The sequence below is a fragment of the Microbacterium sp. che218 genome (genome assembly GCF_040436305.1).
Taxonomy (GTDB): domain Bacteria; phylum Actinomycetota; class Actinomycetes; order Actinomycetales; family Microbacteriaceae; genus Microbacterium; species Microbacterium algihabitans.
Genome location: NZ_AP031501.1, coordinates 402,011 through 426,265 on the forward strand (window position 1 = coordinate 402,011; position 24,255 = coordinate 426,265).

A 24,255-nucleotide genomic window follows, 5' to 3' on the forward strand; every position below is an offset into this window, starting at 1 on the left:
TCGCAGTGCGGCTGAATTGCCTCGAAACCGAGGTCCCTGAGCCTGTCGAAGGGACCGGGACCCGCGTGTGCCCGGTGGCTTCGACAGGCTCAGCCCCCTCGCCCAGCAACCCGCGAACCCCCGGTGGCTTCGACAGGCTCAGCCACCTTGCCGAGCAACCCGCGCACCCCGGTGGCTTCGACAGGCTCAGCCACCTCCCCGCGCCGGAACGCACAGAGCCCGCCGACGCGCGAAGGCGTCGACGGGCTCAGCAGCGCGAACCCGAAGGCTCAGGCGAACTCGGCGTCGTCGTCGTAACGCACGACGACCTCGCCCGCGGCATCCTGGCTCACGATGACCCCGGTGTCGAGCTCGGCGACGGGTCGCCCCTCGAGAAAGGTCAGCGTCCACTTCGGAGCGGGCGCGCTGAGCCCGTCGGGGTTCAGCGCGGCTTCGACGGCGGCGATCTGGGCGTGGAGCACCTCGGGAACAGCCTTGGGCGGCTGTTCGCGGGCGGTCCAGCGGGTTCCGAGTTGCATCAGGCCTCCTGGGGTGCGAACACGATGTCGGTCACGGTGGTGGTGTCGGCCTCGGCGAACGAGATCGTCTCGATGCGGCCCACGGCGCGCAGGTCGCCCTCGGCGAGACGCAGGGCCTCGACCTTCGGACCGGACACGGTGAGCGAGGTCACCTGCGTCTTCTGCGAGGCCTTGGCCTCGGTCTTGGCGCGACGGATGCCGATGAGCGCAGCGCTCACGGCGGTGAGCACGGCCGGGTCGCCCTCGATGCCGAGCGGCTCGGGCCAGGCCGCGGTGTGCACCGAGCCCTCTTCGAACCACGACCACACCTCTTCGGACGCGAACGACAGTACGGGCGCGAACAGGCGGACGAGCGTCGACAGGGCCGTTCGCAACGCGAGGGCGGCCGAGGCCTGGCCCACGTCGGACTGGTCGTACGCGCGCTCCTTCACGAGCTCGAGGTAGTCGTCGCAGAACGTCCAGAAGAACGACTCCGTGATCTCGAGCGCCCGCGCGTGGTCGTACGCCTCGAAGGCAGCGGTGGCGTCGCGCACCACGGCATCCAGGGTCGCGAGCATCGACGCGTCGAGCGCGTGCGTCACCTCGGCGCCCTCCGGCACGGGGAACGACAGCACGAACTTCGCCGCGTTCAGCAGCTTGATCGCGAGGCGGCGACCGATCTTCACCTGGGTCGGGTTCTGCGGGTCGAACGCCGCGTCGGTGCCCAGACGGCTCGACGCCGACCAGTACCGCACCGCGTCGGAACCGTGCTGCTTCAGGATGTCGGCGGGCGTGACGACGTTGCCCTTCGACTTCGACATCTTCTTGCGGTCGGGGTCGACGATGAAGCCCGAGATCGCGGCATCCGTCCACGGGCTGCGGTCGTCTTCGAGGGCACTGCGCAGCATGGTCGAGAAGAGCCACGTGCGGATGATGTCCTGACCCTGGGGTCGCAGGTCGAACGGGGCCACGAGGTCCCACAGCTCCTCGTCGCGCTGCCAGCCACCGGCCAGCTGCGGGGTGAGCGACGAGGTCGCCCACGTGTCGAGGATGTCGCGCTCGGCGTCGAACCCGCCGGCCACGCCGCGCTGGTCTTCGGCGTAGCCCGGGGGCACGTCCACCGTCGGGTCGACGGGCAGCGACGCGAGGTCGGGCGTCAACACGCGCGAGTAGTCGCGCTCACCGCTGTCGTCGAGGCCGTACCAGACCGGGATCGGCACGCCGAAGAAGCGCTGACGCGACACGAGCCAGTCGCCCGTGAGGCCGCTGGTCCAGTTCTCGAAGCGCACGCGCATGAAGTCGGGATGCCACGACATCTCGCGACCGAGCGAGATGAGGCGCTCGCGCAGCTCGGCGTCGCGCGCGCCGTTGCGGATGTACCACTGGCGCGTCGACACGATCTCGAGCGGGCGGTCGCCCTTCTCGAAGAACTTCACGGGGTGGGTGAAGGGCTTGGGGGCACCCTCCATGGCGCCGGACTCCTGCAGGAGCTCGACGATGCGCTTCTTGGCGCTGAACACGGTCTTGCCCGCGAGCTCGTCGTAGGCCGCCTTCGCGGCATCCGTCGCGATCACATCGGGGGCCTCGGCCACGATGCGGCCGTCCTTGCCGATGATGGTGCGGTTCGGCAGGTCGAGCTCGCGCCACCAGATGATGTCGGTCACGTCGCCGAAGGTGCAGATCATGGCGATGCCCGATCCCTTATCCTTCTGCGCGAGGGGGTGCGCGAGCACCGGCACCTCGACATCGAACAGGGGGGTGCGCACGGTCGTGCCGAACAGCGGCTGGTACCGCTCGTCGTCGGGGTTGGCCACCAGCGCGACGCAGGCCGGCAGCAGCTCGGGGCGGGTGGTCTCGATGAACACGTCGCCCGAGCCGTCGGTCTTGGCGAAGCCCACGCGGTGGTACGCGGCGGGCTGATCGCGGTCTTCGAGCTCGGCCTGGGCGATCGCGGAGCGGAAGTCCACGTCCCACAGCGTCGGGGCCATCGACTGGTACGCCTCGCCGCGCTCGACGTTGCGCAGGAACGCCAGCTGGCTCGTGCGGATCGAGTCGTCGGAGATCGTGCGGTAGGTCTGCGTCCAGTCGACGCTGAGGCCCAGCTCGCGGAAGAGCTCCTCGAACTGCTTCTCGTCTTCGATCGTCAGCTGCTCGCACAGCTCGATGAAGTTGCGGCGGCTGATGGGCACCTGGTCGGCGGCCTTGCTGCTTTTGTTGTCGCCGCCCGCGAACGGCGGGGTGAACTCGGCGTCGTAGGGGAGCGAGGGGTCGCAGCGCACGCCGTAGTAGTTCTGCACGCGGCGCTCGGTCGGCAGGCCGTTGTCGTCCCATCCCATGGGGTAGAACACGGTCTTGCCGCGCATGCGCTCGAAGCGCACCTTCACGTCGGTGTGCGTGAACGAGAACACGTGGCCGATGTGGAGGCTTCCGGATGCCGTCGGCGGCGGGGTGTCGACGGAGTACACGCCCTGGCGGCCGAGCTCGGCGGCACGCAGGCGGTCGAAGACGTAGGTGCCGCGTTCACGCCAGGCGGCGTCCCATTTCTGCTCGAGGCCTTCCAGGGCGGGCTTGTCGGGAATGGTGGCCATAGGGGTACTCCTCGAGCGATATGGGCGGCACTGTGTGAGCGTGCCTGATGGGTGTGGCGTCCACGATACCGGGGGTCTTGCGCGAGCGCGCGTCGTGGCGCGCAGGCTCAGCGATTCGCGCAGATTCAGCCCGGCGGGGCGAATGCGGGCTGAGGTTGTGCGGACTGCGGAGGTTGCGCGGGCGAGCGTCACGCGCCGCGCGGTGTGAGGGATTCGCGCACCCTCAGCTTCCGGGGGCCGATGCCGACTGAGCTTGTGCGGATCGCGGAGATTGCGCGGACGAGCGCGCGATCGGCGCCCCGCGCAGGGGCAGGGATTCGCGCACCCTCAGCTTCCGGGGGCGGATGCCGACTGAGCTTGTGCGGATCGCTGAGATTGCTCCGTCTGCAGCGATTGCGCGTTGGCATTCCTCCACAGCGGGAAATTCATCCACAGGGGCTGCCGCCGTGCGTTTTCGCTGCTGAAGGCGGGCGACGATGGCGCGCATGGATGACGCCCCCGCCCGTGCCGTCGCAACGCGAACCGCTGAACTCGGAGGCGTCGTTCGCCCGACCCGTCTCATCAGGGAGGGGCACAGCCGACACCGCATCTCCCAAGCGCTCCAATGTGGATTCGTTCTCAGGGTCAGGCGGGACTGGATCGCGCTTCCGACGGCCGACGCACACGTGGTTTCCGCCGCGCGAACGGGCGTCGTCCTCTCGTGCGTCACCGCCGCCGACAGGCGTGGGCTGTGGGTCGCCGAACGGCCGGACAAGCCACACGTCGCGTATCCCGGCCGAGGAAGGGTCGACGGTCCGGCAGCCGTCGTGCACTGGCAGCGGGCGATCGTCCCTCGGCATCCGGATCTGCTCGAAGATGAGATCGAGAACGTCTTGCTGACTGTCGCCTCGTGTCAGCCCTACGAGGCGGCTCGTGCGATCTGGGACTCGGCGCTGAACAAGAAGCTGGTCGATCTAGCGCACCTACGCCGTCTGCCCTGGACCGGCGCCGCACGTCGGCTCGTTCGAGAGGCGTCGCCCTGGGCCGACTCCGGGCTCGAGACATTCGTGATCGTCCGACTGCGGTGGATGGGCTTGCCCATTCGCTCCCAGATCTGGATCTACGGTCATCGCGTCGACTTCCTCATCGGAGAGCGACTCGTTCTCCAGGTCGACGGCGGTCACCACGTCGGGGCTCAACGCACAGAGGACATCCGCCACGACGCCGAGCTGATGCTCCTGGGTTACCACGTCATTCGCGTGGGGTACGAGCAGGTCATGAACCGCTGGCCCGAGGTGCAGGAGCAGATCATGCACGCCGTGGCGCAGGGGCTGCACAAGGCGTGAGCGGTCGCGCACACTCAGCGATTCGCAGATCTTCAGCAAGATGGGGCGGATGCCGACGGAGGTTCTGCGAATCACTGAGGTGATGCGGGCCTCAAGTGAGCCGCCGCCCGCGCAGGATGAGCAATCCGCAGGGAGTCGCCGATCCGCGCGACCTCGGAGCCGAAAGGCGGATGGCGACGGAGACTGCGCGTGCCACTGAGGTTGTGAGTCCCCGTGTGCACACAGTGCCCCTCACGCAAATTCGGCGATTCGCACATCCTCGGCCCGGAGGGGCGGATGCCGACCGAGGTTCAGCGAATCACTGAACTTGTGAAAGCCCGTGGGCACGGTGCCCCTCTCGCAAATTCAGCGATTCGCACATCCTCGGCCCGGAGGGGCGGATGCCGACCGAGGTTCAGCGAATCACTGAACTTGTGAAAGCCCGTGGGCACGGTGCCCCTTTCGCAAACTCAGCGATCCGCACACCCTCGGCCCCGAAGGGCAGATGCCGACGGAGGTCGCGGGAATCACTGAACTTGTGAGTGCCCGTGGGTGGGTGCCCCTCTCGCAGACTCAGCGCTTCGCACATCCTCGGCCCGGAGGGGCGCATGCCGACTGAGAGTGTGCGAATCGCTGACTCTCTGCGGCGTGGCACCCGCCCGCGTTCGCTGTGAGCGCGCGCGGCGCCGGTGACTTTCCGCACTGGGTCCAGGAACCCCGGTAAGCTGAAAGCCTTCCCACCAGAGATTCCGAGGTTTCTCCATGCCTTCTTCGCTTTCGCGCCGCGCGCTGTCGGCTGTCGCCGTCGCGGCCGTCGCCGCCCTCTCGCTCTCGGCCTGCGCCGGGTCGGACCCCGCCGCGCAGGGCGACGGGGAGGTCGTCTGGGCGATCGAGGGAGCGAACCTCTCGGCCGGGCACATGGACCCGCAGACCAGCCAGCTCGACGTGTCGGCGATGGTGCAGCGTGCAGTGCTCGACTCGCTCGTGTACCAAGAGGCCGACGGCACGTTCTCGCCGTGGCTCGCCGAGTCGTGGGACGTCGAGGACGGCGGCGCGAGCTACCTCTTCCGCCTGCGCACCGACGTCACCTTCCACGACGGCACGCCCTTCGACGCGGCCGCGGTCAAGGCGAACTTCGACCGCATCGTGAACCCCGACACCGCCTCGGCGCAGGCGGCCAGCATGCTCGGCGGCGACCTGTACGCGGGCACCGATGTCATCGACGAGCACACCGTGCGGGTGCGCTTCACGCAGCCCTACGCGCCGTTCCTGCAGGCCGCCAGCACGGCTCTGCTCGGTTTCTACTCGCCGAAGGTGCTCGAGACCAAGGCCGACCAGCTGAAGGCCGGCGGCCCCGACGTGACCGTCGGCACCGGCCCGTTCGAGCTCACCGAATACACGCCCGACCAGGACATCGTGTACACCCGCAACGACGACTACACGTGGGGTCCCGACGGCGGTGGCAAGCCGAGCTTCAAGACGCTGCGCGTCGACATCCTCCCCGAGGCGTCGGTGCGCGTCGGTGCGCTCTCGAGCGGACAGGCCGACGTGGTGACCAACCTGCCGCCGAACCTCGTGCAGCAGGTGCCCGCCGACGACACCGTGAAGTCGATCGCCTACCCGGGCCTGCCGTACTCGCTGTTCCTCAACGAGAAGTACGGCGTCTTCGCCGACCAGAAGGTGCGTCAGGCCTTCAGCCGCGCGATAGACGTCGACACCGCGGTGAACGAGATCTTCTTCGGTCAGTACCCCCGCGCCTGGAGCGTCCTCGGCGCGACGACCCCGGGCTACGACGCGAGCCTCGAGAAGTCCTGGCCCTTCGACCAGGCTCGGGCCAACGCCCTTCTCGACGAGGCCGGATGGACGGGTCGGGATGCCGACGGCATCCGCACCAAAGACGGTCAGCGCCTCACCGCCCGGTGGATCGCGTGGACGCCGGTTCCCGACGACCGCGCCGCGCTCGCCAACGCCGTGCAGAGCGACCTGAAGGCCGTGGGCTTGGACCTGCAGCGCGAGGTGCTCGAGCCGGGTGCCTACAACGAGCAGTACGGCCCTAAGACCTTCGACGTCACCGACTGGGGCTTCTCGGGCGTCGACGCCGACCTGCTGCGCAGCCACCTCGCCACCGACGGGTTCCAGAACGCCTCGCAGGTGAGCGACCCCGCCCTCGACGCGCTGCTCGAGCAGGGCGCCTCGACGACCGACCCCGCCGCCCGCACTGCGATCTACGCCCAAGTCCAGCAGGGGAACGCCGACCAGGCCGCCATCGTGCCGCTGTACAGCCCGGCCCTCATCAGCGCCGTGACCCCGAAGGTCTCGGGCCTGACGTTCGACCTGTACGGTCGCCCGCTGTTCGCGACCGCCTCGGTCGGCTGAGCCGCCGGGTCTCAGACACACTATTCGGATGCCACGCTCTCGCTCGCGCGCCCTGCTGACGCGCCTCGGCGGGATCGTGGCATCCGTCGTCCTGGTGCTCTGGGGAGCGGCGACGCTCGCGTTCGTGGCGTTCCGCATCATCCCGGGCGACCCGGTCGACGTCCTGCTCGGACCGCAGGCGCAGGTGAGCGAAGCGGTCAAGGCCGGCATCCGCAGCGACCTGGGGCTCGACCGACCCGTGCTCGAGCAGTACGCGACCTTCCTCGGCCGGCTCGTGCGCGGCGACCTCGGCGAGTCGTACCAGCTGCGCCAGCCGGTCGTCGAGGTCATCGGGCGCCAGCTCGCCCCGACCCTGCAGCTCTCCGCGCTCGCGTTGATGATCGCCATGGTGCTGGCCCTCGCCTCGTCGCTGCTCGTGCGCGGGCGGACCGGTCGGGCCGTGGCATCCGGGATCGAACTCGTCGTGCTGTCGTCGCCGGTGTTCTGGACGGGGCTGCTGCTGCTGAGCGTCTTCTCGTTCCAGCTCGGGTGGTTCCCGGTGTCGGGGGCGCGGGATGCCGCCGCGATCGTGCTGCCCGCGGTGACCCTGGCGCTGCCGGTCGCGGCCCTGCTGTCGCAGGTGCTGCGCGACGGGGTCGAAGCGGCCGAGCGCGAGCCGTTCCTCACCACCGTGCGCGCCCGCGGGGCGACGCCCCTGCGCGAGAGCGTTCACCACACGCTGCGTCACGCGAGCGTCGGGGGAGTGACGCTCGCCGCCTATCTCGTCGGGTCGCTGCTCGGCGGCGCGGTGCTGGTCGAGACCGTGTTCGCCCGGCCCGGCATCGGCCGGGTGACGCTGACGGCGATCACCGACCGCGACCTGCCGGTGATCACGGGCGTGATCCTGCTGAGCGCGCTCGTCTTCGTCGTCGTGAACACCGTCGTCGACCTCGTCGTGCCCCTGATCGACCCGCGCCTGCGCACCGCCGCGCCGGCGGTGGCCGCACGAGCGGCGGTGCCCTCGTGAAGCGCCGCGGTCAGGCCGCCGCGCTGTGGATCGCCGGCGCCGTGCTCGCCGTCATCGCCCTGGCCGCCGTCGCCCCCGGGCTGCTCGCCACCCACGACCCGCTGCTGACCGACGTACGCGCGACTCTGCAGCCGCCCAGCGCGGCGCACTGGTTCGGCACCGACCAGAGCGGGCGTGACGTGTACTCGCGCGTGATCCACGGGGCCGGACGCTCGGTCGGCATCGGCCTGCTCGCCACCGGCCTCGCCCTGGTCGTCGGGGTGGTCGGCGGTTCGCTCTCGGCCGTCGCCCCGCGGTGGGTGGATGCCGCGGCCATGCGCGTCGTCGACGTGCTGCTCGCGTTCCCGGAGTTCCTCGTCGCCCTGCTGGTCGTCGCGGTGCTCGGTCCCGGCCCGGTGAACGTGGCGGTCGCCGTGACCATCGCCGCGGTGCCCGTGTACATCCGCCTGGCGCGGGCGCAGACGCGCACCCTCGCCGCCGCCGAACACGTCGAGGCCGCACGGATCATCGGGGTTCCGACCGCCGTCGTGCACGTGCGGCACGTGCTCCCCGGCGTGTTGGGCGCGGTGAGCGTGCTGGCCACGATCGGCATCGGCACCTCGATCCTCGCCGCCGCCGGGCTGAGCTTCCTCGGGCTCGGTCCCACCGAACCCACCGCCGAATGGGGCCTCATGCTCTCCGCCGGACGCAACCTGCTGCTGCAGGCGCCGTGGGTCGCGGTGTTCCCCGGGCTCGCGATCACCGCGACCGTCGTGAGCGTCAGCGTGATCGGCCGCATCCTTCGCGCTCGAGCCGAGGAGCGCGACGCGTGAGTGGATTGCGGGTACGCGGACTCCGCATCGACGGACCGACCGGCGCGATCGTGCGCGGACTCGACCTCGATGTCGCCCCGGGCGAATGCGTGGCGATGGTGGGGGAGTCGGGCACCGGCAAGTCGGTGAGCGCCCGCGCCCTGCTCGGCCTCCTGCCCGCGGGCCTCACGGCTCGCACCGACGAGCTCGAGATCGACGGCGTCGACGCCCGATCGTTCGGCGAGCGGCAGTGGCGAGGGCTGCGCGGCGACCGGATCGCTCTCGTGTCGCAGGACGCCCTCGTCTCGCTCGACCCGCTGCGACGCATCGGTGCCGAGGTGGCCGAGCCCGTCCGCATCCACGAGCCCGACGTGCGGGGAACGGCCTTGGCCTCACGCGTGCGCGAGAGCCTCGAGCGCGTGTCGCTGCCCGAGCCCGAGACGCGGGCACGGCAGTACCCCCACGAGCTGTCGGGCGGTCTGCGGCAGCGCGCGCTGATCGCCTCGGCGCTCGCCGCGAACCCCGCCGTGCTGGTCGCCGACGAGCCCACGACGGCGCTGGATGCCACCGTGCAGGCGCGCGTGCTCGACCTGCTGCGTCGCATCGCCGACGACGGCGTGGCCGTGGTCTTCATCAGTCACGACCTCGGGGCGGTCGCCCGCGTGGCGGATCGCGTCGTCGTGATGCACGAGGGGCGCGTCGTCGAGAGCGGGCCGACCGCCGAGCTGCTCGCCTCCCCGCGTGATCCGCACACGCGCGCGCTGGTCGAGGCGGTGTCGCACGAGCCGCTCCGCCGGGCACCGCGCACCGACGCCCCCATCTTCACCGCCGACTCCCTGACCAAGCGCTTCGGCGACCGTGCCGCGGTCGACGACGTGTCGATCGAGGTGCGCCGCGGTCGCACGCTCGCGGTCGTGGGGGAGTCGGGCTCGGGCAAGACGACCCTCGCGCGGCTGATCGTCGGGGTGTCGGATCCGGATGCCGGGACCATGACGTTCGCGGGACGCCCCTGGTCGTCGCGGGTCGCCCGCGGCGCCGCGCGCACCCGCGTGCAGCTCGTGCAGCAGAACCCGTGGGGCGCCCTCGACCCCCGCTGGACGGTCGGCCGCACGCTCTCCGAGGCGGTGACCGCCGGGGGAGTCGCGCGCTCGGCGCGTCGCACCGTCGTCGCCACGCTGCTCGAGGAGGTGGGCCTGTCTCCCGCGTTCGTCCGTCGTCGGCCCGCGCAGCTCTCGGGCGGGCAGCGCCAACGCGTCGCGATCGCGCGCGCCCTCGCGGTGACGCCCGACCTTCTCGTGCTCGATGAGCCGGTGTCGGCGCTCGACGCCTCGGTGCGCGCGCGGATCCTCGACCGCCTCCGCGCCCTGCAGACCGAGCGCGACCTCGCGATGGTGTTCGTCACGCACGACCTCGACGTGGTCGCCGGCATCGCCGATGACGTGATCGTGATGAAGGACGGGCGCGTGGTCGACTCGGGCACCGTGTCGTGCGTCTTCGCCGCCCCGCGGCATCCGTTCACCCGAGAGCTGCTGGCCGCGGCGGGTCTGGGCTCAGCGGGGGCGTGAGCCCGCGGTCGCGTCCGGCCCCTCGACGGCCACGCACGCGCCGCAGCGCAGCGCGCCCGGCTCGCGTAGACTGGATCCACACGCACCGATCCGGCCATCACCGGGGAGCACGCGGAAGAACGTCCGGCCCTTCGACTCGCTCGAAGTCCGGATCAGTAGAACCGCGCGGGGCAGGCCCGTCACAGCCGCAGTGAGAGTGGCACCGGTCCCGAACGGGGTCGGCGCAACGCGGGGTGGTACCGCGGTCCGCACGGATCGTCCCCGCAGGTGGATCCCAACCTGCGGAGAGACATGACCTACCCACGCCCCTCATCCTTCGGCCCGGCCGCTGACGCGCAGAGCGTCGCCGCCACGGCATCCGTCGTTCCGAGCCCCCGCTTCCCGTCGATCGAGAACGACACGCTCGACTTCTGGGCGGAAGACGACACCTTCCGCGCCTCGATCGCCAACCGCGAGGGCGCCGAGGAGTGGGTCTTCTACGACGGCCCGCCCTTCGCCAACGGCCTTCCGCACTACGGCCACCTGCTCACCGGCTACGCGAAGGACGTCTTCCCGCGCTTCCAGACGATGCGCGGCAAGAAGGTCGACCGCGTCTTCGGGTGGGACACGCACGGTCTTCCCGCCGAGCTCGAGGCGATGAAGCAGCTCGGGATCACCGAGAAGGACGAGATCGAGGCGATGGGCGTGGCGACCTTCAACGCCAAGGCCCGCGAGTCGGTGCTCGAGTACACGCGCGACTGGCAGGACTACGTCACGCGTCAGGCCCGCTGGGTCGACTTCGAGCGCGGCTACAAGACGCTCGACACGACCTACATGGAGAGCGTGCTGTGGGCGTTCAAGACACTCCACGACAAGGGTCTCGCCTACGAGGGCTACCGCGTGCTGCCCTACTGCTGGCGCGACGAGACGCCCCTGTCCACGCACGAGCTGCGCATGGACGACGACGTCTACAAGATGCGTCAGGACCCCTCGGTCACCGTCACCTTCCCGCTGGTCGGGGCCAAGGCCGAGGCCCTGGGTCTCACCGGCGTCCGCGCGCTGGCGTGGACGACGACGCCGTGGACGCTGCCGACGAACCTCGCGCTGGCCGTGGGTCCCGGCATCCGCTATGCCGTCATCGAGGGCGGACCGAACGGTGCCGCCGACGTGCACCGCGCTCCCGACGGCACGCCCGACGAGGCCTTCGAGGCCGTCGCCCACCGCTACCTGCTGGCCGAAGACCTGCTGCCCGGCTACGCCAAAGACCTCGGATACGAGAGCGCGGATGCCGCCCGCGAGGCCGTCCAGTCCACGATCCTGGGCTCCGAGCTCGAGGGCGTGTCGTACGACCGCCTCTTCGACTACTACGCCGACGCGTCGGTGTGGGGCACGCAGGACGCCTGGAAGATCCTCGTCGACGACTACGTCACCGTCAGCGACGGCACCGGCATCGTGCACCAGGCTCCCGCCTACGGCGAGGACGACAAGCGGTTGGCGGATGCCGCGGGCCTGCCGACGATCATCTCGCTCGACGACAGCGGCCGCTTCCTCTCCGCGGTCACCGACGTCGCCGGCGAGCTGTGGATGGAGGCCAACCGCCCCCTGATCCGCCTGCTGAAGCAGGATGGCCGGCTGCTGCGCGAGGCGTCGTACGAGCACTCGTACCCGCACTGCTGGCGTTGCCGGAACCCCCTCATCTACAAGGCCGTGTCGAGCTGGTTCGTGCGCGTGACCGACATCAAGGACGACCTGCTGGCCAACAACCAGCAGATCACCTGGGTGCCCGAGAACGTCAAGGAGGGCCAGTTCGGCAAGTGGCTCGAGGGCGCGCGCGACTGGTCGATCAGCCGCAACCGCTACTGGGGCTCGCCGATCCCGGTGTGGAAGAGCGACGACCCGAACTACCCGCGCGTCGACGTCTACGGCTCGCTCGCCGACATGGAGGCCGACTTCGGCCGCCTGCCGGTGAACGCCGACGGCGAGGTCGACCTGCACCGCCCCTACATCGACGACCTCACGCGTCCGAACCCCGACGACCCGACGGGACAGTCGACGATGCGCCGCATCGAAGACGTGCTCGACGTGTGGTTCGACTCGGGCTCGATGCCGTTCGCGCAGGTGCACTACCCGTTCGAGAACCACGAGTGGTTCGACGAGCACGCCCCCGCCGACTTCATCGTCGAGTACATCGGGCAGACGCGCGGCTGGTTCTACGTCATGCACGTGCTCTCGACCGCGCTGTTCGATCGTCCGGCGTTCACCGGCGTCTCATGCCATGGCATCGTGCTCGGCAACGACGGTCAGAAGATGTCGAAGTCGTTGCGCAACTACCCCGACGTGCGCGAGGTGTTCGATCGCGACGGGTCGGATGCCATGCGGTGGTTCCTCATGTCGAGCTCGGTGCTGCGCGGCGGCAACCTCGTCGTGACCGAGGAGGGCATCCGCTCGGGCGTGCGCGAGTTCCTGCTACCGCTGTGGAACGCGTGGTACTTCTTCGCGACGTACGCGAATGCTTCGGCGGCGCCGGTGGCTGAGCCGGTCGAAGCCTCCGGCCCCGGGGCCGCGGGGGTAGCGGTCCCTTCGACAAGCTCAGGGACCTCAGCGGCAGCGACCGCCGGGTACGACGCCGAGTGGCGCACCGACTCCACCGATGTGCTCGACCGCTACATCCTGGCGCTCACCGGCGACCTCGTGACGAACGTCGCCGCAGACCTCGAAGGGCTCGACTCCACGACGGCCGCCGAGCGCCTGCGCGACTTCGCCGAGGTGCTGACCAACTGGTACATCCGTCGTTCGCGCGACCGCTTCTGGGTGGGCGTGACCGACGACCCGCGCAGCCGCGAGGCCTTCGACACGCTCTACACCGTGCTCGAGACGCTGACCCGCGTCGCGGCCCCGCTGCTGCCGCTGGTCACCGAGCGCGTGTGGCAGGGCCTCACGGGTGGGCGCAGCGTCCACCTGACCGACTGGCCCGACGCCGCGGCGTTCCCCGCCGCCGAAGACATCCGCACCGCGATGGACACGGTGCGCGAGGTCTCGAGCGTCGCCAACGCGCTGCGCAAGCGCGAGGGCAAGCGCGTGCGCCTGCCGCTGCCGCGTCTGACGGTGGTGACTCCGGATGCCGCGGGCCTGGCCCAGTTCGAAGACATCCTCCGCGAGGAGCTCAACGTGAAGAGCGTCGAGCAGGTCGCCCTGCAGGACGGAACCGCCTCCGAGTACGGCATCACGCACCGCCTGTCGGTCAACGCGCGTGCGGCCGGCCCCCGCCTCGGCAAGCAGGTGCAGCAGGCGATCAAGGCCGCCCGCGAGGGCGACTGGAGCGAGGTCGACGGACAGGTCGTCGCGGGCGGCATCGCCCTCGAGCCCACCGAGTACGACCTGGTCGTCGAGACTGCGGGTCGCCCCGAGGGCGAGGCGCTGGCCGTGCTCGCGCGCGGCGGCTTCGTGCTGCTCGACACCGTCACGACCTCCGAGCTCGAGGCCGAGGGCCTGGCGCGCGACATGATCCGCGGCATCCAGGACACCCGCAAGGCCGCCGGCTTCGACGTCAGCGACCGGATCTTCCTCTCGCTCACCTTCGTCGAAGACGCCGACGCGCAGGCCGTCGCCCAGGCGTTCGACGTCGCGGGCGTGGCATCCGAGACGCTCGCCGAATCCGTCGTGCTCGCCGGTCCCGAGGGTCGCCTGATCGAGCGCGGCGAACTGCTGCCCGCCGAGTACGAGACCGTCGTCACCGCCAAGACCTACGCGAACGTCGGCGCCGTCACGGTGGCCGTTGCACGGATCGGAGCCCCCGCATGAGCGACCGCACCAGGGCGGATGCCGTCTACTCGGCGCTGCTCGAACGCCAGGGCGAGCAGTGGGTGCAGCCGCGCGTCGAGCGCACGCGCCGCGTGCTCGAACTGCTGGCCGACCCGCAGCGCACGTATCGCGTCATCCACGTGACGGGCACGAACGGCAAGACCTCGACCAGCCGCATGATCGAGAGCCTGCTGCGTGCGATGGGACTTCGCACGGGCCTGTTCACCAGCCCTCACCTCGAGCGCTTCACCGAGCGGATCCTCATCGACGGAGAGCCCGTGGCCGACGCCGCGATCGCCGACGCGTGGGAGGAGATCCAGCCGTTCGTCGGCATGGTCGACGGCGAGCTCGAAGCCGCCGGAGACGCGCCGCTGACGTTCTTCGAGCTGCTCACGGTGCTCGCGTTCGTCGTCGCGGCCGACGCGCCGATCGACGTGCTCGTGCTCGAGGTCGGCATGGGCGGGGAGTGGGACTCGACGAACACCGCCGACGGCGACGTGGCGGTCTTCACCCCGATCGACATCGACCACGTCGACCGTCTGGGCTCGACGATCGCCGAGATCGCCACGGTGAAGGCCGGCATCATCAAGCCGGGCGCCGCTGTCGTCTCGGCCGCGCAGCCCGACGAGGCCCTGCGCGCGATCCGCGCTCGCGCCGAGAAGGAGGGCGCGACGGTCGCGGTGGCCGGAGACGGCTTCACCCTCGAGGGCCAGACGCTCGCGGTTGGCGGGCAGCAGCTCGACATCCGCGGCGTCGCGGGGGCGTACCGCGAGGTCTACCTGCCGATGTACGGCGCGCACCAGGGCGCCAACGCGGCCCTGGCCGTCGCCGCGGTCGAGTCGCTCATCGGGGGAGGCACCCAGCCCCTCGCCGCCGACGTGGTGGCCGACGGCATCGGCAACGCCACCTCGCCCGGCCGCCTGCAGCTCGTCGGCACCGCACCGACCGTGCTGGTCGACGCCGCGCACAACCCGCACGGCGCCCGCGCGCTGGTCGCCGCCCTCGACGAGGCCTTCGACATCGACGAGTGGGGCGCCGTGGTCGGCATCCTCGACGGGAAGGACGCGGTCGGCATCATGTCGGCCCTCGTTCCCGCCGTCGCGCGCGTGTTCGCCACGGCGCCCGACAGCGACCGCGCGACCGACCCCGACGTGATCGCCGACGTGGCCGAGGCCGCCGACCTTCCGGTCACCGTGCACCCGACCCTCGAAGACGCCGCCGACGCGGCCCGGGCATGGGCCGCGGAGTCCGACCGCCGGGCCGTCGTCATCGCCGGATCCGTCGTGCTCGCCGGGGAGGCCCTGCGTCTGTCGGAGCTCGAGGACTGGAAGTCGGGGTGGCAGGCGTGAGCCCGCGCGAGCCCCGCGCCCCTCGCCCCCGGCGTCAGCGCGGCGCGCAGGAGTCGCTCGGCTCCGTCGTGCTCGGCTTCGAGTCGATCATCGTCTTCCTCGGCGGTCTCGTCGTCTACGGCCTCAAGGTGCTCCCCGCGGGCATCGAACCGTGGTGGGGGATCGTCGGCGGTGTCGTCATGGCGATCGCGATGATCGCCGTGTCGGGCCTGGTGCGTCACCGCTGGGCGCTCTTCGCCGGGTGGGGCCTGCAGATCGTGCTGCTGCTCGCCGGTTTCCTGGTTCCGGCCCTCGCCGTGGTCGCCGTCATTTTCGGCGGCATGTGGGCGTATGCGACGATCAAGGGAGCGGCGCTCGACCGACGCAACGCCCGGCTCGCCGCTGACCCCGACCTCTCGAACGGAGAATGACCCATGGCTACCGAAGAGACCCTCGTCCTGGTCAAGCCCGACGGCGTCGCCCGCGGCCTGACCGGTGCGATCCTGGCCCGCATCGAGGCGAAGGGCTACGCGCTCGTCGACATCCGCCTCGTCGAGCCCGACCGCGAGACCCTCGCCCAGCACTACGCCGAGCACGAGGGCAAGCCGTTCTACGAGCCGCTGCTCGAGTTCATGATGTCGGGACCCTCCGTCGCCATCCGCCTCGCCGGCAACCGCGTCATCGAGGGTTTCCGCTCGCTCGCGGGCACGACCGACCCCACCACCGCCGCCCCCGGCACGATCCGCGGCGACTTCGGCCGCGACTGGGGCCTCAAGGTACAGCAGAACCTCGTCCACGGATCCGACAGCGTCGAGTCCGCCGAGCGCGAGCTCGCGATCTGGTTCTCCTGATCCCGGATGCCGCGAAGGCCGCCGCCCCGCGTGGGGTGGCGGCCTTCGTCGTTGGGGGAGAGGTGGCTGAGCCTGTCGAAGCCCCCGGGCCCTGCGTTGGGCTCCCGGCGGAGGTGGCTGAGCTTGTCGAAGCCCCCGGGCCCTGCGTCGGGCTCGCGGCAGAGGTGGCTGAGCCTGTCGAAGCCCCCGGGGGTTCCGTGGGTCTCGGTCCCTTCGACAGGCGCAGGGACCTGTGCTGCGCGAGGTGGCTGAGCCTGTCGAAGCCCCCGGGCCCTGCGTCGGGCTTCCGTCAGCGGTGGCTGAGCCTGTCGAAGCCACCGGGGGTTCCGTGGGTCCCGGTCCCATCGACAGGCTCAGGGACCTGTGCTGCGCGAGGTGGCTGAGCCTGTCGAAGCCACCGGGGGTTCCGTGGGTCTCGGTCCCTTCGACAGGCTCAGGGACCTGTGCTGCGCGAGGTGGCTGAGCTTGTCGAAGCCCCCGGGCCCTGCGTCGGACTTGCGGCAGAGGTGGCTAAGCCTGTCGAAGCCACCGGGGGTTCCGTGGGTCTCGGTCCCTTCGACAGGCTCAGGGACCTGTGCTGCGCGAGGTGGCTGAGCCTGTCGAAGCCCCCGGGCCCTGCGTCGGACTCGCGGCGGAGGTGGCTGAGCCTGTCGAAGCCACCGGGGGTTCCGTGGGTCTCGGTCCCTTCGACAGGCTCAGGGACCTGTGCTGCGCGAGGTGGCTGAGCTTGTCGAAGCCCCCGGGCCCTGCGTCGGGCTTCCGGCGGAGGTGGCTGAGCCTGTCGAAGCCACCGGGGGTTCCGTGGGTCCCGGTCCCTTCGACAGGCTCAGGGACCTGTGCTGCGCGGCATCACGCGGGTTCCGGTCCCTTCGACACGCCCAGGGACCTCTGCCCTCCAACCCGGCCGGGTCAGAGCTGGGCGAGCACGTTCAGCCGCAGCTGCGCGATCACCGCGACGACGGCGAACGCCACGATCGTCATGAGCGGCACCCACGCCATGAGGCGGTCGGCGACCTCGCGCACGCGCTCTCGCGGGATCACACCCTCACGCAGCACGTGCAGGGTGACCACGAAGAACGACGGGATGACCACCGACCACGTGACCATGCACCACGGGCACAGCGTCGCCAGCACGAACAGGCTCTGCGAGATCAGCCAGACGACGAAGCTGATCGCGAAGACGAAGCCCAGCCAGAACAGCACCCAGAACCACCGCGCGAAGCGCGCGCCGGCCAGCAGCGCCATGCCGACCACGATCGGAGCGATCCACGCTCCGAGACCGATGATCGGGTTGGGGAAGCCGAACACGCTGCCTTGGGCCGACTGCAGGTTGGCCGAGCACTGCACGAGCACGCTGAAGTCGCAGGATGCCGCGGTGCCGGGGTTCTGCAGTTGGGCGAAGCGTTCCATCGTGAGCGAGAAGGCCGCCCACCACCCGACGACGCCCGCGAAGATCAGCCAGATCGCGACGACGACCGGACGACGAGGGGTGACGGTTTCGTTCATGGGGGCGATTCTCGCACCGCCCCGCTATGCAGTCGCTTTGAACGCGCCTGGCCGTCGCGACGCGCCCGCGAGACCGGCGGAACGCTTCTCGTGGGCGAACGCGGCGGTTCGTGCGATAATGAAGGCTGATGTGACCGCGGCCGCGCCGCAGGAACATCACCCAGAAGACTTCGGGCGATGACCGCCCTTCGCAGCACGAGCCGCAGGCCGGCTGCAGACCGAGTGAGTTCGCGGCCCCGCCGGGTGCGGCGCCGCATGAGATTTCGTCGGGCGACGCGCGGTGTCGCCCGCCAGGGAGTACCTCCGCATGGCTGATGTGACCGACGATCAGAACCCCACCGACGACACGCCCCCCACGTCCGCGTCCGATGTGACCGCCCCCGACCTCGCGACCCCTGCGGTCGACGAAGAAGAGGCCGCGGTCCAGGATGCCGAAGACGCGGCGTCGACCGACACCGAGGCCCCCGCGGTGCTCGACGATGCCGCCCCGGCGTCCGAGGGCGACGCGAGTGCGCCCGACGCGCCCGCCGAAGCTCCCTTCGACGAGTCGCCCGCAGAGGCTCCGGCTGAGGAGGCGCCCGCCGAGGCGTCCGCCGCCGAGGCTCCGGTCGAGCCCCCCGCCGAAGCAGCGGCCGAGGAGGCGACTCCGGCTGCCCCCGCCGAGCCCGCCGCACCCGAGGCCGACGGGACGGCCGAGGCGCCGGCATCCGCCCCCGAGCCCGAGGCAGCCCCCGAGCCCGAGGCAGCCCCCGAGCCCGAGGCAGCCCCCGAGCCCGAGAAGCCCGGACGCCCGACGGCTGTGTCGCTCGGTCTGCTGCCCGAAAACTTCGTCTCCGCCGTCTCGACGGCCCTGCACTTCTACGCCCCCGAGCTGCCGCCGCTCCCCGTGCGCGACGACTCGTGGGACCGCGACGACCGCGACGACGACGCCCCCGCCGAGCGCGGCTCCGCCAACGCGCGTCGCCGCAACCGCCGCCGCGGTGCTCCGATCTCCGGCTCCGACGAGGCCCCTGAGACCCCCGCGGCGCCCGTGCGCCAGCGCGCGGTCGAGGTCATCACCGAGCCGCAGCGCATCAAGGGCTCCACGCGTCTCGAGGCCAAGAAGCAGCGTCGCCGTGACGGTCGCGAGGCCGGTCGTCGCCGCCCCGTCGTCACCGAGGCCGAGTTCCTCGCCCGCCGCGAGGCCGTCGACCGCGTCATGGTCGTGCGCTCCAAGGCCGGTCGCATCCAGATCGCGGTGCTCGAAGACAACGTGCTCGTCGAGCACTATGTCGCGCGCAACCAGGACGCCTCGCTCATCGGCAACGTGTACCTCGGCCGCGTGCAGAACGTGCTGCCGAGCATGGAGGCCGCGTTCGTCGACATCGGTCGCGGCCGCAACGCCGTGTTGTACTCCGGCGAGGTCGACTGGGACGGCGTCGAGACCAACAACCAGCCGCGTCGCATCGAGCTCGCCCTCAAGTCGGGCGACCGCGTGCTCGTGCAGGTCACCAAGGACCCCGTGGGTCACAAGGGTGCCCGCCTGACGAGCCAGATCTCGCTGCCCGGCCGTTACCTGGTCTACGTGCCCAACGGCACGATGAACGGCATCTCGCGCAAGCTCCCCGACACCGAGCGCGCGCGCCTGAAGAAGATCCTCAAGGAGGTGCTCCCCGAGTCGTCGGGCGTGATCGTGCGCACCGCCGCCGAGGGCGCCACCGAAGAGCAGCTGACCCTCGACGTGCAGCGCCTCACCGCGCAGTGGGAGCACGTCTCGAGCCAGATCAAGACCATCCAGGCTCCGGCCCTGCTGCACTCCGAGCCCGACCTCCTGGTCAAGATCGTCCGCGACGTCTTCAACGAGGACTTCACGCGCATGCTCATCCAGGGCGACGAGGCGCTGCAAACGATCTCGTCGTACCTCCAGGGTGTCGCCCCCGACCTGCTCGAGCGGGTCGAGAAGTACGAAGGCGAGCAGGACCCGTTCGACGCGTTCCGCGTGACCGAGCAGATCGAGAAGGCCCTCGACCGCAAGGTCTGGCTGCCCTCGGGCGGCTCGCTCGTGATCGACCGCACCGAGGCCATGACGGTCGTCGACGTCAACACCGGCAAGTTCGTCGGCTCGGGCGGAAACCTCGAAGAGACCGTCACCAAGAACAACCTCGAAGCGGCCGAAGAGATCGTGCGCCAGCTGCGCCTGCGCGACATCGGCGGCATCATCGTCGTCGACTTCATCGACATGGTGCTCGAGTCCAACCGCGACCTCGTGCTGCGCCGCCTCATCGAGTGCCTGAGCCGTGACCGCACGAAGCACCAGGTCGCCGAGGTCACCTCGCTCGGACTCGTGCAGATGACCCGTAAGAAGCTCGGCCTCGGCCTGCTCGAGACCTTCAGCGAGGCGTGCGAAGTATGCGCCGGTCGCGGCGTGGTCGTGCACCACGATCCCGTGGTCAAGCACCGTCCCGCCGGCTCGTCCTCCAACGGCGGCGGCAACGCCAACGGCGGTTCGTCGAACCGTCGCGGCCGCGGCGGCAACGGTCCCTCGAACGGCAACAACGGAAACGGCGGGGGCAACGCTCCGGCGCAGAACACCGGCGCAGCGGCGGCCCCGGCCGGCGGCACGCACACCATCACCGAGGGCGTGAAGTCGGCGCTGGCGCAGATCGCGGCATCTACGGTCAAGCCCACCCTCGACGACCCCGCCGTGGTCGAGGCGGCGGTCGTGGCATCCGTCGAGGCGGTGCTCGAGGCGAAGAGCGACTCCGCCGCCGAGGCCCCGGCCCCGGCGCGCGAGAAGCGTCCGCGCAAGAAGCGCGAGCCCAAGGCGCCCCGCACCGAGAAGGACGCCCTGCTGGAGTCCGTGCTCGAGGCGTTGCCCGAGCCCAAGGCCCCCGGTCAGGGACGCTCGCGTCGTCGCGTGACCACGGCAGCGCTGACCGGTACGCCGGTCAACGCGCAGCCGACCACCGAGGCCTGAGCCCTCTTCTCCCTCGTGAGGGGTCGCTTTCCGTCGCCGAGCAACGCTTAGGCGAGGGCGAGCGGCCCCTCACGCGCACGCGAGGGGGGCGGATGCCGAGGGGCCGGGCGGGCCGTCAGAACACCGACAGCCGGCCGTCAGGCGCCGGGGCGCCGCTCTCGTGCCGTGATCCGCAGCCCCGAGGCGCGCAGACGTCGCACGAGCTCCTTGCCGCCCACGTGCTCGGCGCCCGCGGCGACGAGGTCGGCGTGCCGCTCGTCGGGCACGTCGTAGTGGTCGAGGTCGAAGGCGCGGCGGGGAATGCCGGCGGCGGAGGCGAAGGCGTGCAGCTCGGCGAGATCGCTGTCGCTGACCAGGTGCGCCCACAGCCGACCGTGTGCGGGCCACTGCGGGTCGTCGATGAGGATCGCCATCCCGCGATCCTACGGTCGACACGCGGGCGGATGCTTTTGCCGGATGCCCTCCGGTGAGCTAAACTCGACCCTTGGTGCGTCGCGTCCGCTCTGTACGAGCGAGACCCCGCTGACTTTCGTCGGCCGGATCGCACCGAGACTTGGGTCATCAGACCCTCCCGACGTCATCAGACAACCGGAGCCCCGCGGCTCCCGAACGAAACAGGTGTGAAGTGGTTTACGCAGTTGTGCGCGCCGGCGGCCGCCAGGAGAAGGTCCAGGTCGGCACCATCGTCGTGCTCGACCGCCAGAAGGCGAAGATCGGCGAGAGCATCCAGCTGCCCGCCGTCCTGTTCGTCGACGGCGACGCGGTCACGACCGACGCCGACAAGCTCGCGAAGGTCTCGGTCACGGCCGAGGTGCTCGGCGAGGAGCGCGGTCCGAAGATCGTGATCCAGAAGTTCAAGAACAAGACCGGCTACAAGAAGCGCCAGGGCCACCGTCAGGACCTCACGCGCGTCAAGATCACCGGCATCAAGTAAGAGCCAGGAGACGCAGAGATGGCACACAAAAAGGGCGCAAGCTCCACCCGTAACGGTCGTGATTCCAACGCACAGCGCCTCGGCGTGAAGCGTTTCGGCGGCCAGGTCGTCCTCGCCGGCGAGATCATCGTCCGCCAGCGCGGCACGCACTTCCACCCCGGCGCCAACGTCGGCCGTGGTGGCGACGACACGCTGTTCGCTCTGGCCCCCGGTGCGGTCCAGTTCGGCGCGAAGGGCGGCCGCAAGGTCGTCAACATCGTCACCGCTGCAGCGGAGTAATCCACAGCGCTTCGGCGCTCCAGAGGGGGTGGGCTCAGCCCGCCCCCTCTTCTCGTTTTTCACGTCGGCATCGCCCGACCCTTCCCGGAAGGACCCGCCATGGTCACCTTCGTCGACCGCGTGACCCTGCACCTGCGTGCAGGAAAGGGCGGCAATGGCTGCGTCTCGGTGCGCCGTGAGAAGTTCAAGCCGCTGGCCGGTCCCGACGGGGGCAACGGGGGCAGCGGCGGCGACGTCGTGCTCGTCGCCGACCCGCAGACGACCACGCTGCTGTCGTACCACCACTCGCCGCACCGCTCCGCGGGCAACGGCGGGTTCGGCATGGGCGACCACCGCTCGGGCGCCCTCGGTGAAGACCAGGAGCTGCCCGTTCCGCTGGGCACCGTGGTCAAGGACGTCGACGGCAACGTGCTCGTCGACATGATCACCCCCGGCATGCGCTTCGTCGCCGCTCCGGGCGGACTCGGCGGGCTCGGCAACGCGGCCCTGTCCTCGCCCAAGCGCAAGGCGCCCGGTTTCGCGCTTCTCGGAACCCCCGGCTACGAGGGCGACGTCGTCCTCGAACTCAAGACCGTCGCCGACGTGGCTTTGGTCGGCTTCCCCTCGGCCGGCAAGTCGAGCCTCATCGCCGCCGTGTCGGCTGCGCGGCCCAAGATCGCCGACTACCCGTTCACCACGCTGCACCCCAACCTCGGTGTCGTGCAGGCCGGCGACGCGCGCTTCACCATCGCCGACGTGCCCGGCCTCATCGAGGGCGCGAGCGAGGGCAAGGGCCTCGGGCTCGAGTTCCTCCGCCACGTCGAGCGCTGCACGGCCCTCGTGCACGTGCTCGACTGCGCCACCCTCGACCCCGGCCGCGACCCGCTGAGCGACCTCGACATCATCCTCGCCGAGCTCGCCGCGTACCCCGTGCCCGAGGGGCAGGTGCCCCTGCTCGAGCGCCCGCAGATCATCGCCCTCAACAAGGTCGACGTTCCCGAGGCGCACGAGCTCGCCGACTTCGTGCGCCCCGATCTCGAGGCCCGCGGCTTCCGCGTGTTCGAAATCTCGACCGTCAGTCGCTCGGGCCTGCGCGAGCTGACCTTCGCCCTGGGTGAGCTCGTCGAGCAGCACCGCCTGGCCACGATCGCCGAGGCCCCCGCCGAGCGCGTCGTCATCCGCCCGCGTGGCGCCCAGAAGGACTTCGAGGTCAAGGTCGAGGGCGGCACCTACGGTCCCGTCTACCGGATCCTCGGCGACAAGCCGGTCAAGTGGGTGCAGCAGACCGACTTCCAGAACGAGGAGGCCGTCGGCTACCTCGCCGATCGTCTCGCGCGCCTCGGCGTCGAAGACGGACTGTTCCGCGCCGGCGCGGTCGCGGGTGCGACCGTCGTCATCGGCCCCGGCGACGGCATCGTCTTCGACTGGGAGCCCACGCTCACCTCGGCCGCCGAGCTGATGACCGCTCCCCGCGGCACCGACCCGCGTCTGGTGCAGAACCCGCGTCGCACCTCGTCCGAGCGTCGCGAGCAGTACCACGAGCGCATGGATGCCAAGGCCGACGCCCGCGCCGAGCTCGAGGCCGAGCGCCGCGCGGCGCGTGCCGTGGGCATCACGCCCGACGGCGACTCGGCGGAGCTGCAGGAAGCGGCATCCGGTACCGAGGACGACCAGCGGTGACCGCGTCGACGCGCGCCGACATCCCCGGCGCTGCCCGCGTCGTGGTGAAGGTCGGTTCGTCGTCGATCAGCGGCGACGGTGCGCACCGCATCGACACGATCGTCGAGGCCCTCTCCCGCGCGCATGCGGCGGGGACCGAGGTCGTGCTCGTGTCGTCGGGTGCCATCGCCACCGCTCTGCCGCTGCTCGATCTGGGCGGTCGTCCGAACGACCTCGCCACGCAGCAGGCCGCCGCGGCGGTGGGGCAGAACGTGCTCATGTGGCGCTATCAGACCTCGCTCGACCGCTTCGGGCTCCTCGCGGGACAGGTGCTGCTCACCGCGGGCGACCTCGAGAACGCCACCCACCGCTCCAACGCCCGTCGGGCCATGGAGCGCCTGCTGGGCCTCGGCATCCTCCCGATCGTCAACGAGAACGACACCGTCGCGACGCACGAGATCCGCTTCGGCGACAACGACCGCCTCGCGGCCCTGGTCGCCCAGCTGATCGGCGCCGACGCCCTGGTTCTGCTCAGCGACATCGAGACGCTCTTCACGCGTCCGCCGAGCGAAGCGGGCGCGCGTCCGATCGTCGACGTGGCCTGGGGCGACGACCTGTCGGACTTCGAGTTCGGTGCGGGCGTCGTCAACGGCGTGGGCACCGGGGGAGCGGCCACCAAGGCCTCCGCGGCGAAGCTCGCCTCCACCGCCGGCGTCGGTGTGCTGGTGACCAGCGCCGACCTCGTCGCCTCGGCCCTCGCGGGCGAGCAGGTGGGCACCTGGTTCGCTCCGAACCCCGACCCGGTGACCCTGGCAACGGGCCCGGTGGGCGCTGTGGGCGCGCCGGTACACTGAGC

At 70.8% G+C, this 24,255-nt stretch carries 18 protein-coding genes; 14 read left to right on the forward strand and 4 right to left on the reverse strand.

The annotated features are described in order from the left end of the window. Positions 1 to 269: 269 nt before the first annotated feature. Both ABXS86_RS01925 and valS read right to left on the reverse strand, forming a co-directional pair. Entirely contained in the window at positions 270 to 518 is a 249-nt protein-coding gene (locus ABXS86_RS01925; RefSeq protein WP_056231099.1) for a hypothetical protein, read from the reverse strand. Beyond that, on the reverse strand, positions 518 to 3,085 hold the full coding sequence (gene valS, locus ABXS86_RS01930; protein WP_353665448.1) for a valine--tRNA ligase: 2,568 nt from the start codon (positions 3,083 to 3,085) through the stop codon (positions 518 to 520). Before valS ends, ABXS86_RS01925 begins: the two co-directional genes overlap by 1 nt. Before the next feature lie 485 nt (positions 3,086 to 3,570). Between valS and ABXS86_RS01935 the strand changes: the two genes are divergently transcribed. The 9 genes from ABXS86_RS01935 to ndk all read left to right on the forward strand — a co-directional run bounded on the left by ABXS86_RS01935 (position 3,571) and on the right by ndk (position 16,086). Next, positions 3,571 to 4,410, forward strand: coding sequence for an endonuclease domain-containing protein (locus tag ABXS86_RS01935; RefSeq protein ID WP_353665449.1), 840 nt, complete (start codon positions 3,571 to 3,573; stop codon positions 4,408 to 4,410). A gap of 741 nt (positions 4,411 to 5,151) precedes the next feature. Further along, a complete protein-coding gene (locus ABXS86_RS01940; protein ID WP_353665450.1) occupies positions 5,152 to 6,765 on the forward strand; it encodes an ABC transporter substrate-binding protein in 1,614 nt (537 codons plus the stop codon). Positions 6,766 to 6,793: 28 nt separating this feature from the next. Continuing rightward, positions 6,794 to 7,771 (forward strand): ABC transporter permease, encoded by a 978-nt coding sequence (locus ABXS86_RS01945; protein ID WP_353665451.1) that lies wholly within the window; start codon positions 6,794 to 6,796, stop codon positions 7,769 to 7,771. Further along, positions 7,768 to 8,583, forward strand: a complete 816-nt coding sequence (locus ABXS86_RS01950; protein WP_353665452.1) for an ABC transporter permease — start codon at positions 7,768 to 7,770, stop codon at positions 8,581 to 8,583. Before ABXS86_RS01945 ends, ABXS86_RS01950 begins: the two co-directional genes overlap by 4 nt. After that, entirely contained in the window at positions 8,580 to 10,127 is a 1,548-nt protein-coding gene (locus tag ABXS86_RS01955) for an ABC transporter ATP-binding protein (RefSeq protein ID WP_353665453.1), read from the forward strand. The genes ABXS86_RS01950 and ABXS86_RS01955 overlap by 4 nt, the downstream gene beginning before the upstream one ends. Positions 10,128 to 10,418: 291 nt before the next feature. Then, on the forward strand, positions 10,419 to 13,907 hold the full coding sequence (gene ileS / locus ABXS86_RS01960; RefSeq protein ID WP_353665454.1) for an isoleucine--tRNA ligase: 3,489 nt from the start codon (positions 10,419 to 10,421) through the stop codon (positions 13,905 to 13,907). Further along, positions 13,904 to 15,256, forward strand: a complete 1,353-nt coding sequence (locus ABXS86_RS01965; protein ID WP_353665455.1) for a bifunctional folylpolyglutamate synthase/dihydrofolate synthase — start codon at positions 13,904 to 13,906, stop codon at positions 15,254 to 15,256. Before ileS ends, ABXS86_RS01965 begins: the two co-directional genes overlap by 4 nt. Continuing rightward, on the forward strand, positions 15,253 to 15,666 hold the full coding sequence (locus ABXS86_RS01970; protein WP_353665456.1) for a DUF4233 domain-containing protein: 414 nt from the start codon (positions 15,253 to 15,255) through the stop codon (positions 15,664 to 15,666). The genes ABXS86_RS01965 and ABXS86_RS01970 overlap by 4 nt, the downstream gene beginning before the upstream one ends. Before the next feature lie 3 nt (positions 15,667 to 15,669). Beyond that, the gene (gene ndk / locus ABXS86_RS01975) at positions 15,670 to 16,086 is read left to right on the forward strand and encodes a nucleoside-diphosphate kinase (protein ID WP_144785245.1); all 417 of its coding nucleotides are present in this window, start codon (positions 15,670 to 15,672) and stop codon (positions 16,084 to 16,086) included. Between the two features lie 909 nt (positions 16,087 to 16,995). On the opposite strand, the gene ABXS86_RS01980 is transcribed toward ndk, so the two are convergent. Beyond that, entirely contained in the window at positions 16,996 to 17,592 is a 597-nt protein-coding gene (locus tag ABXS86_RS01980) for a vitamin K epoxide reductase family protein (protein ID WP_353665457.1), read from the reverse strand. A 307-nt stretch (positions 17,593 to 17,899) separates the two neighbouring features. Here ABXS86_RS01980 and ABXS86_RS01985 point away from each other — a divergent pair, with 307 nt between their 5' ends. Continuing rightward, positions 17,900 to 20,548, forward strand: a complete 2,649-nt coding sequence (locus ABXS86_RS01985) for an Rne/Rng family ribonuclease (RefSeq protein ID WP_353665458.1) — start codon at positions 17,900 to 17,902, stop codon at positions 20,546 to 20,548. 137 nt (positions 20,549 to 20,685) lie between these two features. On the opposite strand, the gene ABXS86_RS01990 is transcribed toward ABXS86_RS01985, so the two are convergent. Next, positions 20,686 to 20,961, reverse strand: a complete 276-nt coding sequence (locus ABXS86_RS01990; protein WP_144833747.1) for a DUF4031 domain-containing protein — start codon at positions 20,959 to 20,961, stop codon at positions 20,686 to 20,688. Positions 20,962 to 21,173: 212 nt separating this feature from the next. Between ABXS86_RS01990 and rplU the strand changes: the two genes are divergently transcribed. The 4 genes from rplU to proB all read left to right on the forward strand — a co-directional run bounded on the left by rplU (position 21,174) and on the right by proB (position 24,253). Beyond that, positions 21,174 to 21,482: a 50S ribosomal protein L21 gene (rplU, locus tag ABXS86_RS01995; RefSeq protein ID WP_138172328.1), complete on the forward strand. Its 309-nt coding sequence runs from the start codon at positions 21,174 to 21,176 to the stop codon at positions 21,480 to 21,482. A gap of 18 nt (positions 21,483 to 21,500) precedes the next feature. Further along, a complete protein-coding gene (rpmA, locus tag ABXS86_RS02000; protein ID WP_055836932.1) occupies positions 21,501 to 21,761 on the forward strand; it encodes a 50S ribosomal protein L27 in 261 nt (86 codons plus the stop codon). A gap of 99 nt (positions 21,762 to 21,860) precedes the next feature. After that, positions 21,861 to 23,420: a GTPase ObgE gene (obgE, locus tag ABXS86_RS02005; RefSeq protein WP_307211321.1), complete on the forward strand. Its 1,560-nt coding sequence runs from the start codon at positions 21,861 to 21,863 to the stop codon at positions 23,418 to 23,420. Next, entirely contained in the window at positions 23,417 to 24,253 is an 837-nt protein-coding gene (proB, locus tag ABXS86_RS02010; RefSeq protein ID WP_144833743.1) for a glutamate 5-kinase, read from the forward strand. Before obgE ends, proB begins: the two co-directional genes overlap by 4 nt. The last annotated feature ends 2 nt before the right edge of the window (positions 24,254 to 24,255 follow it).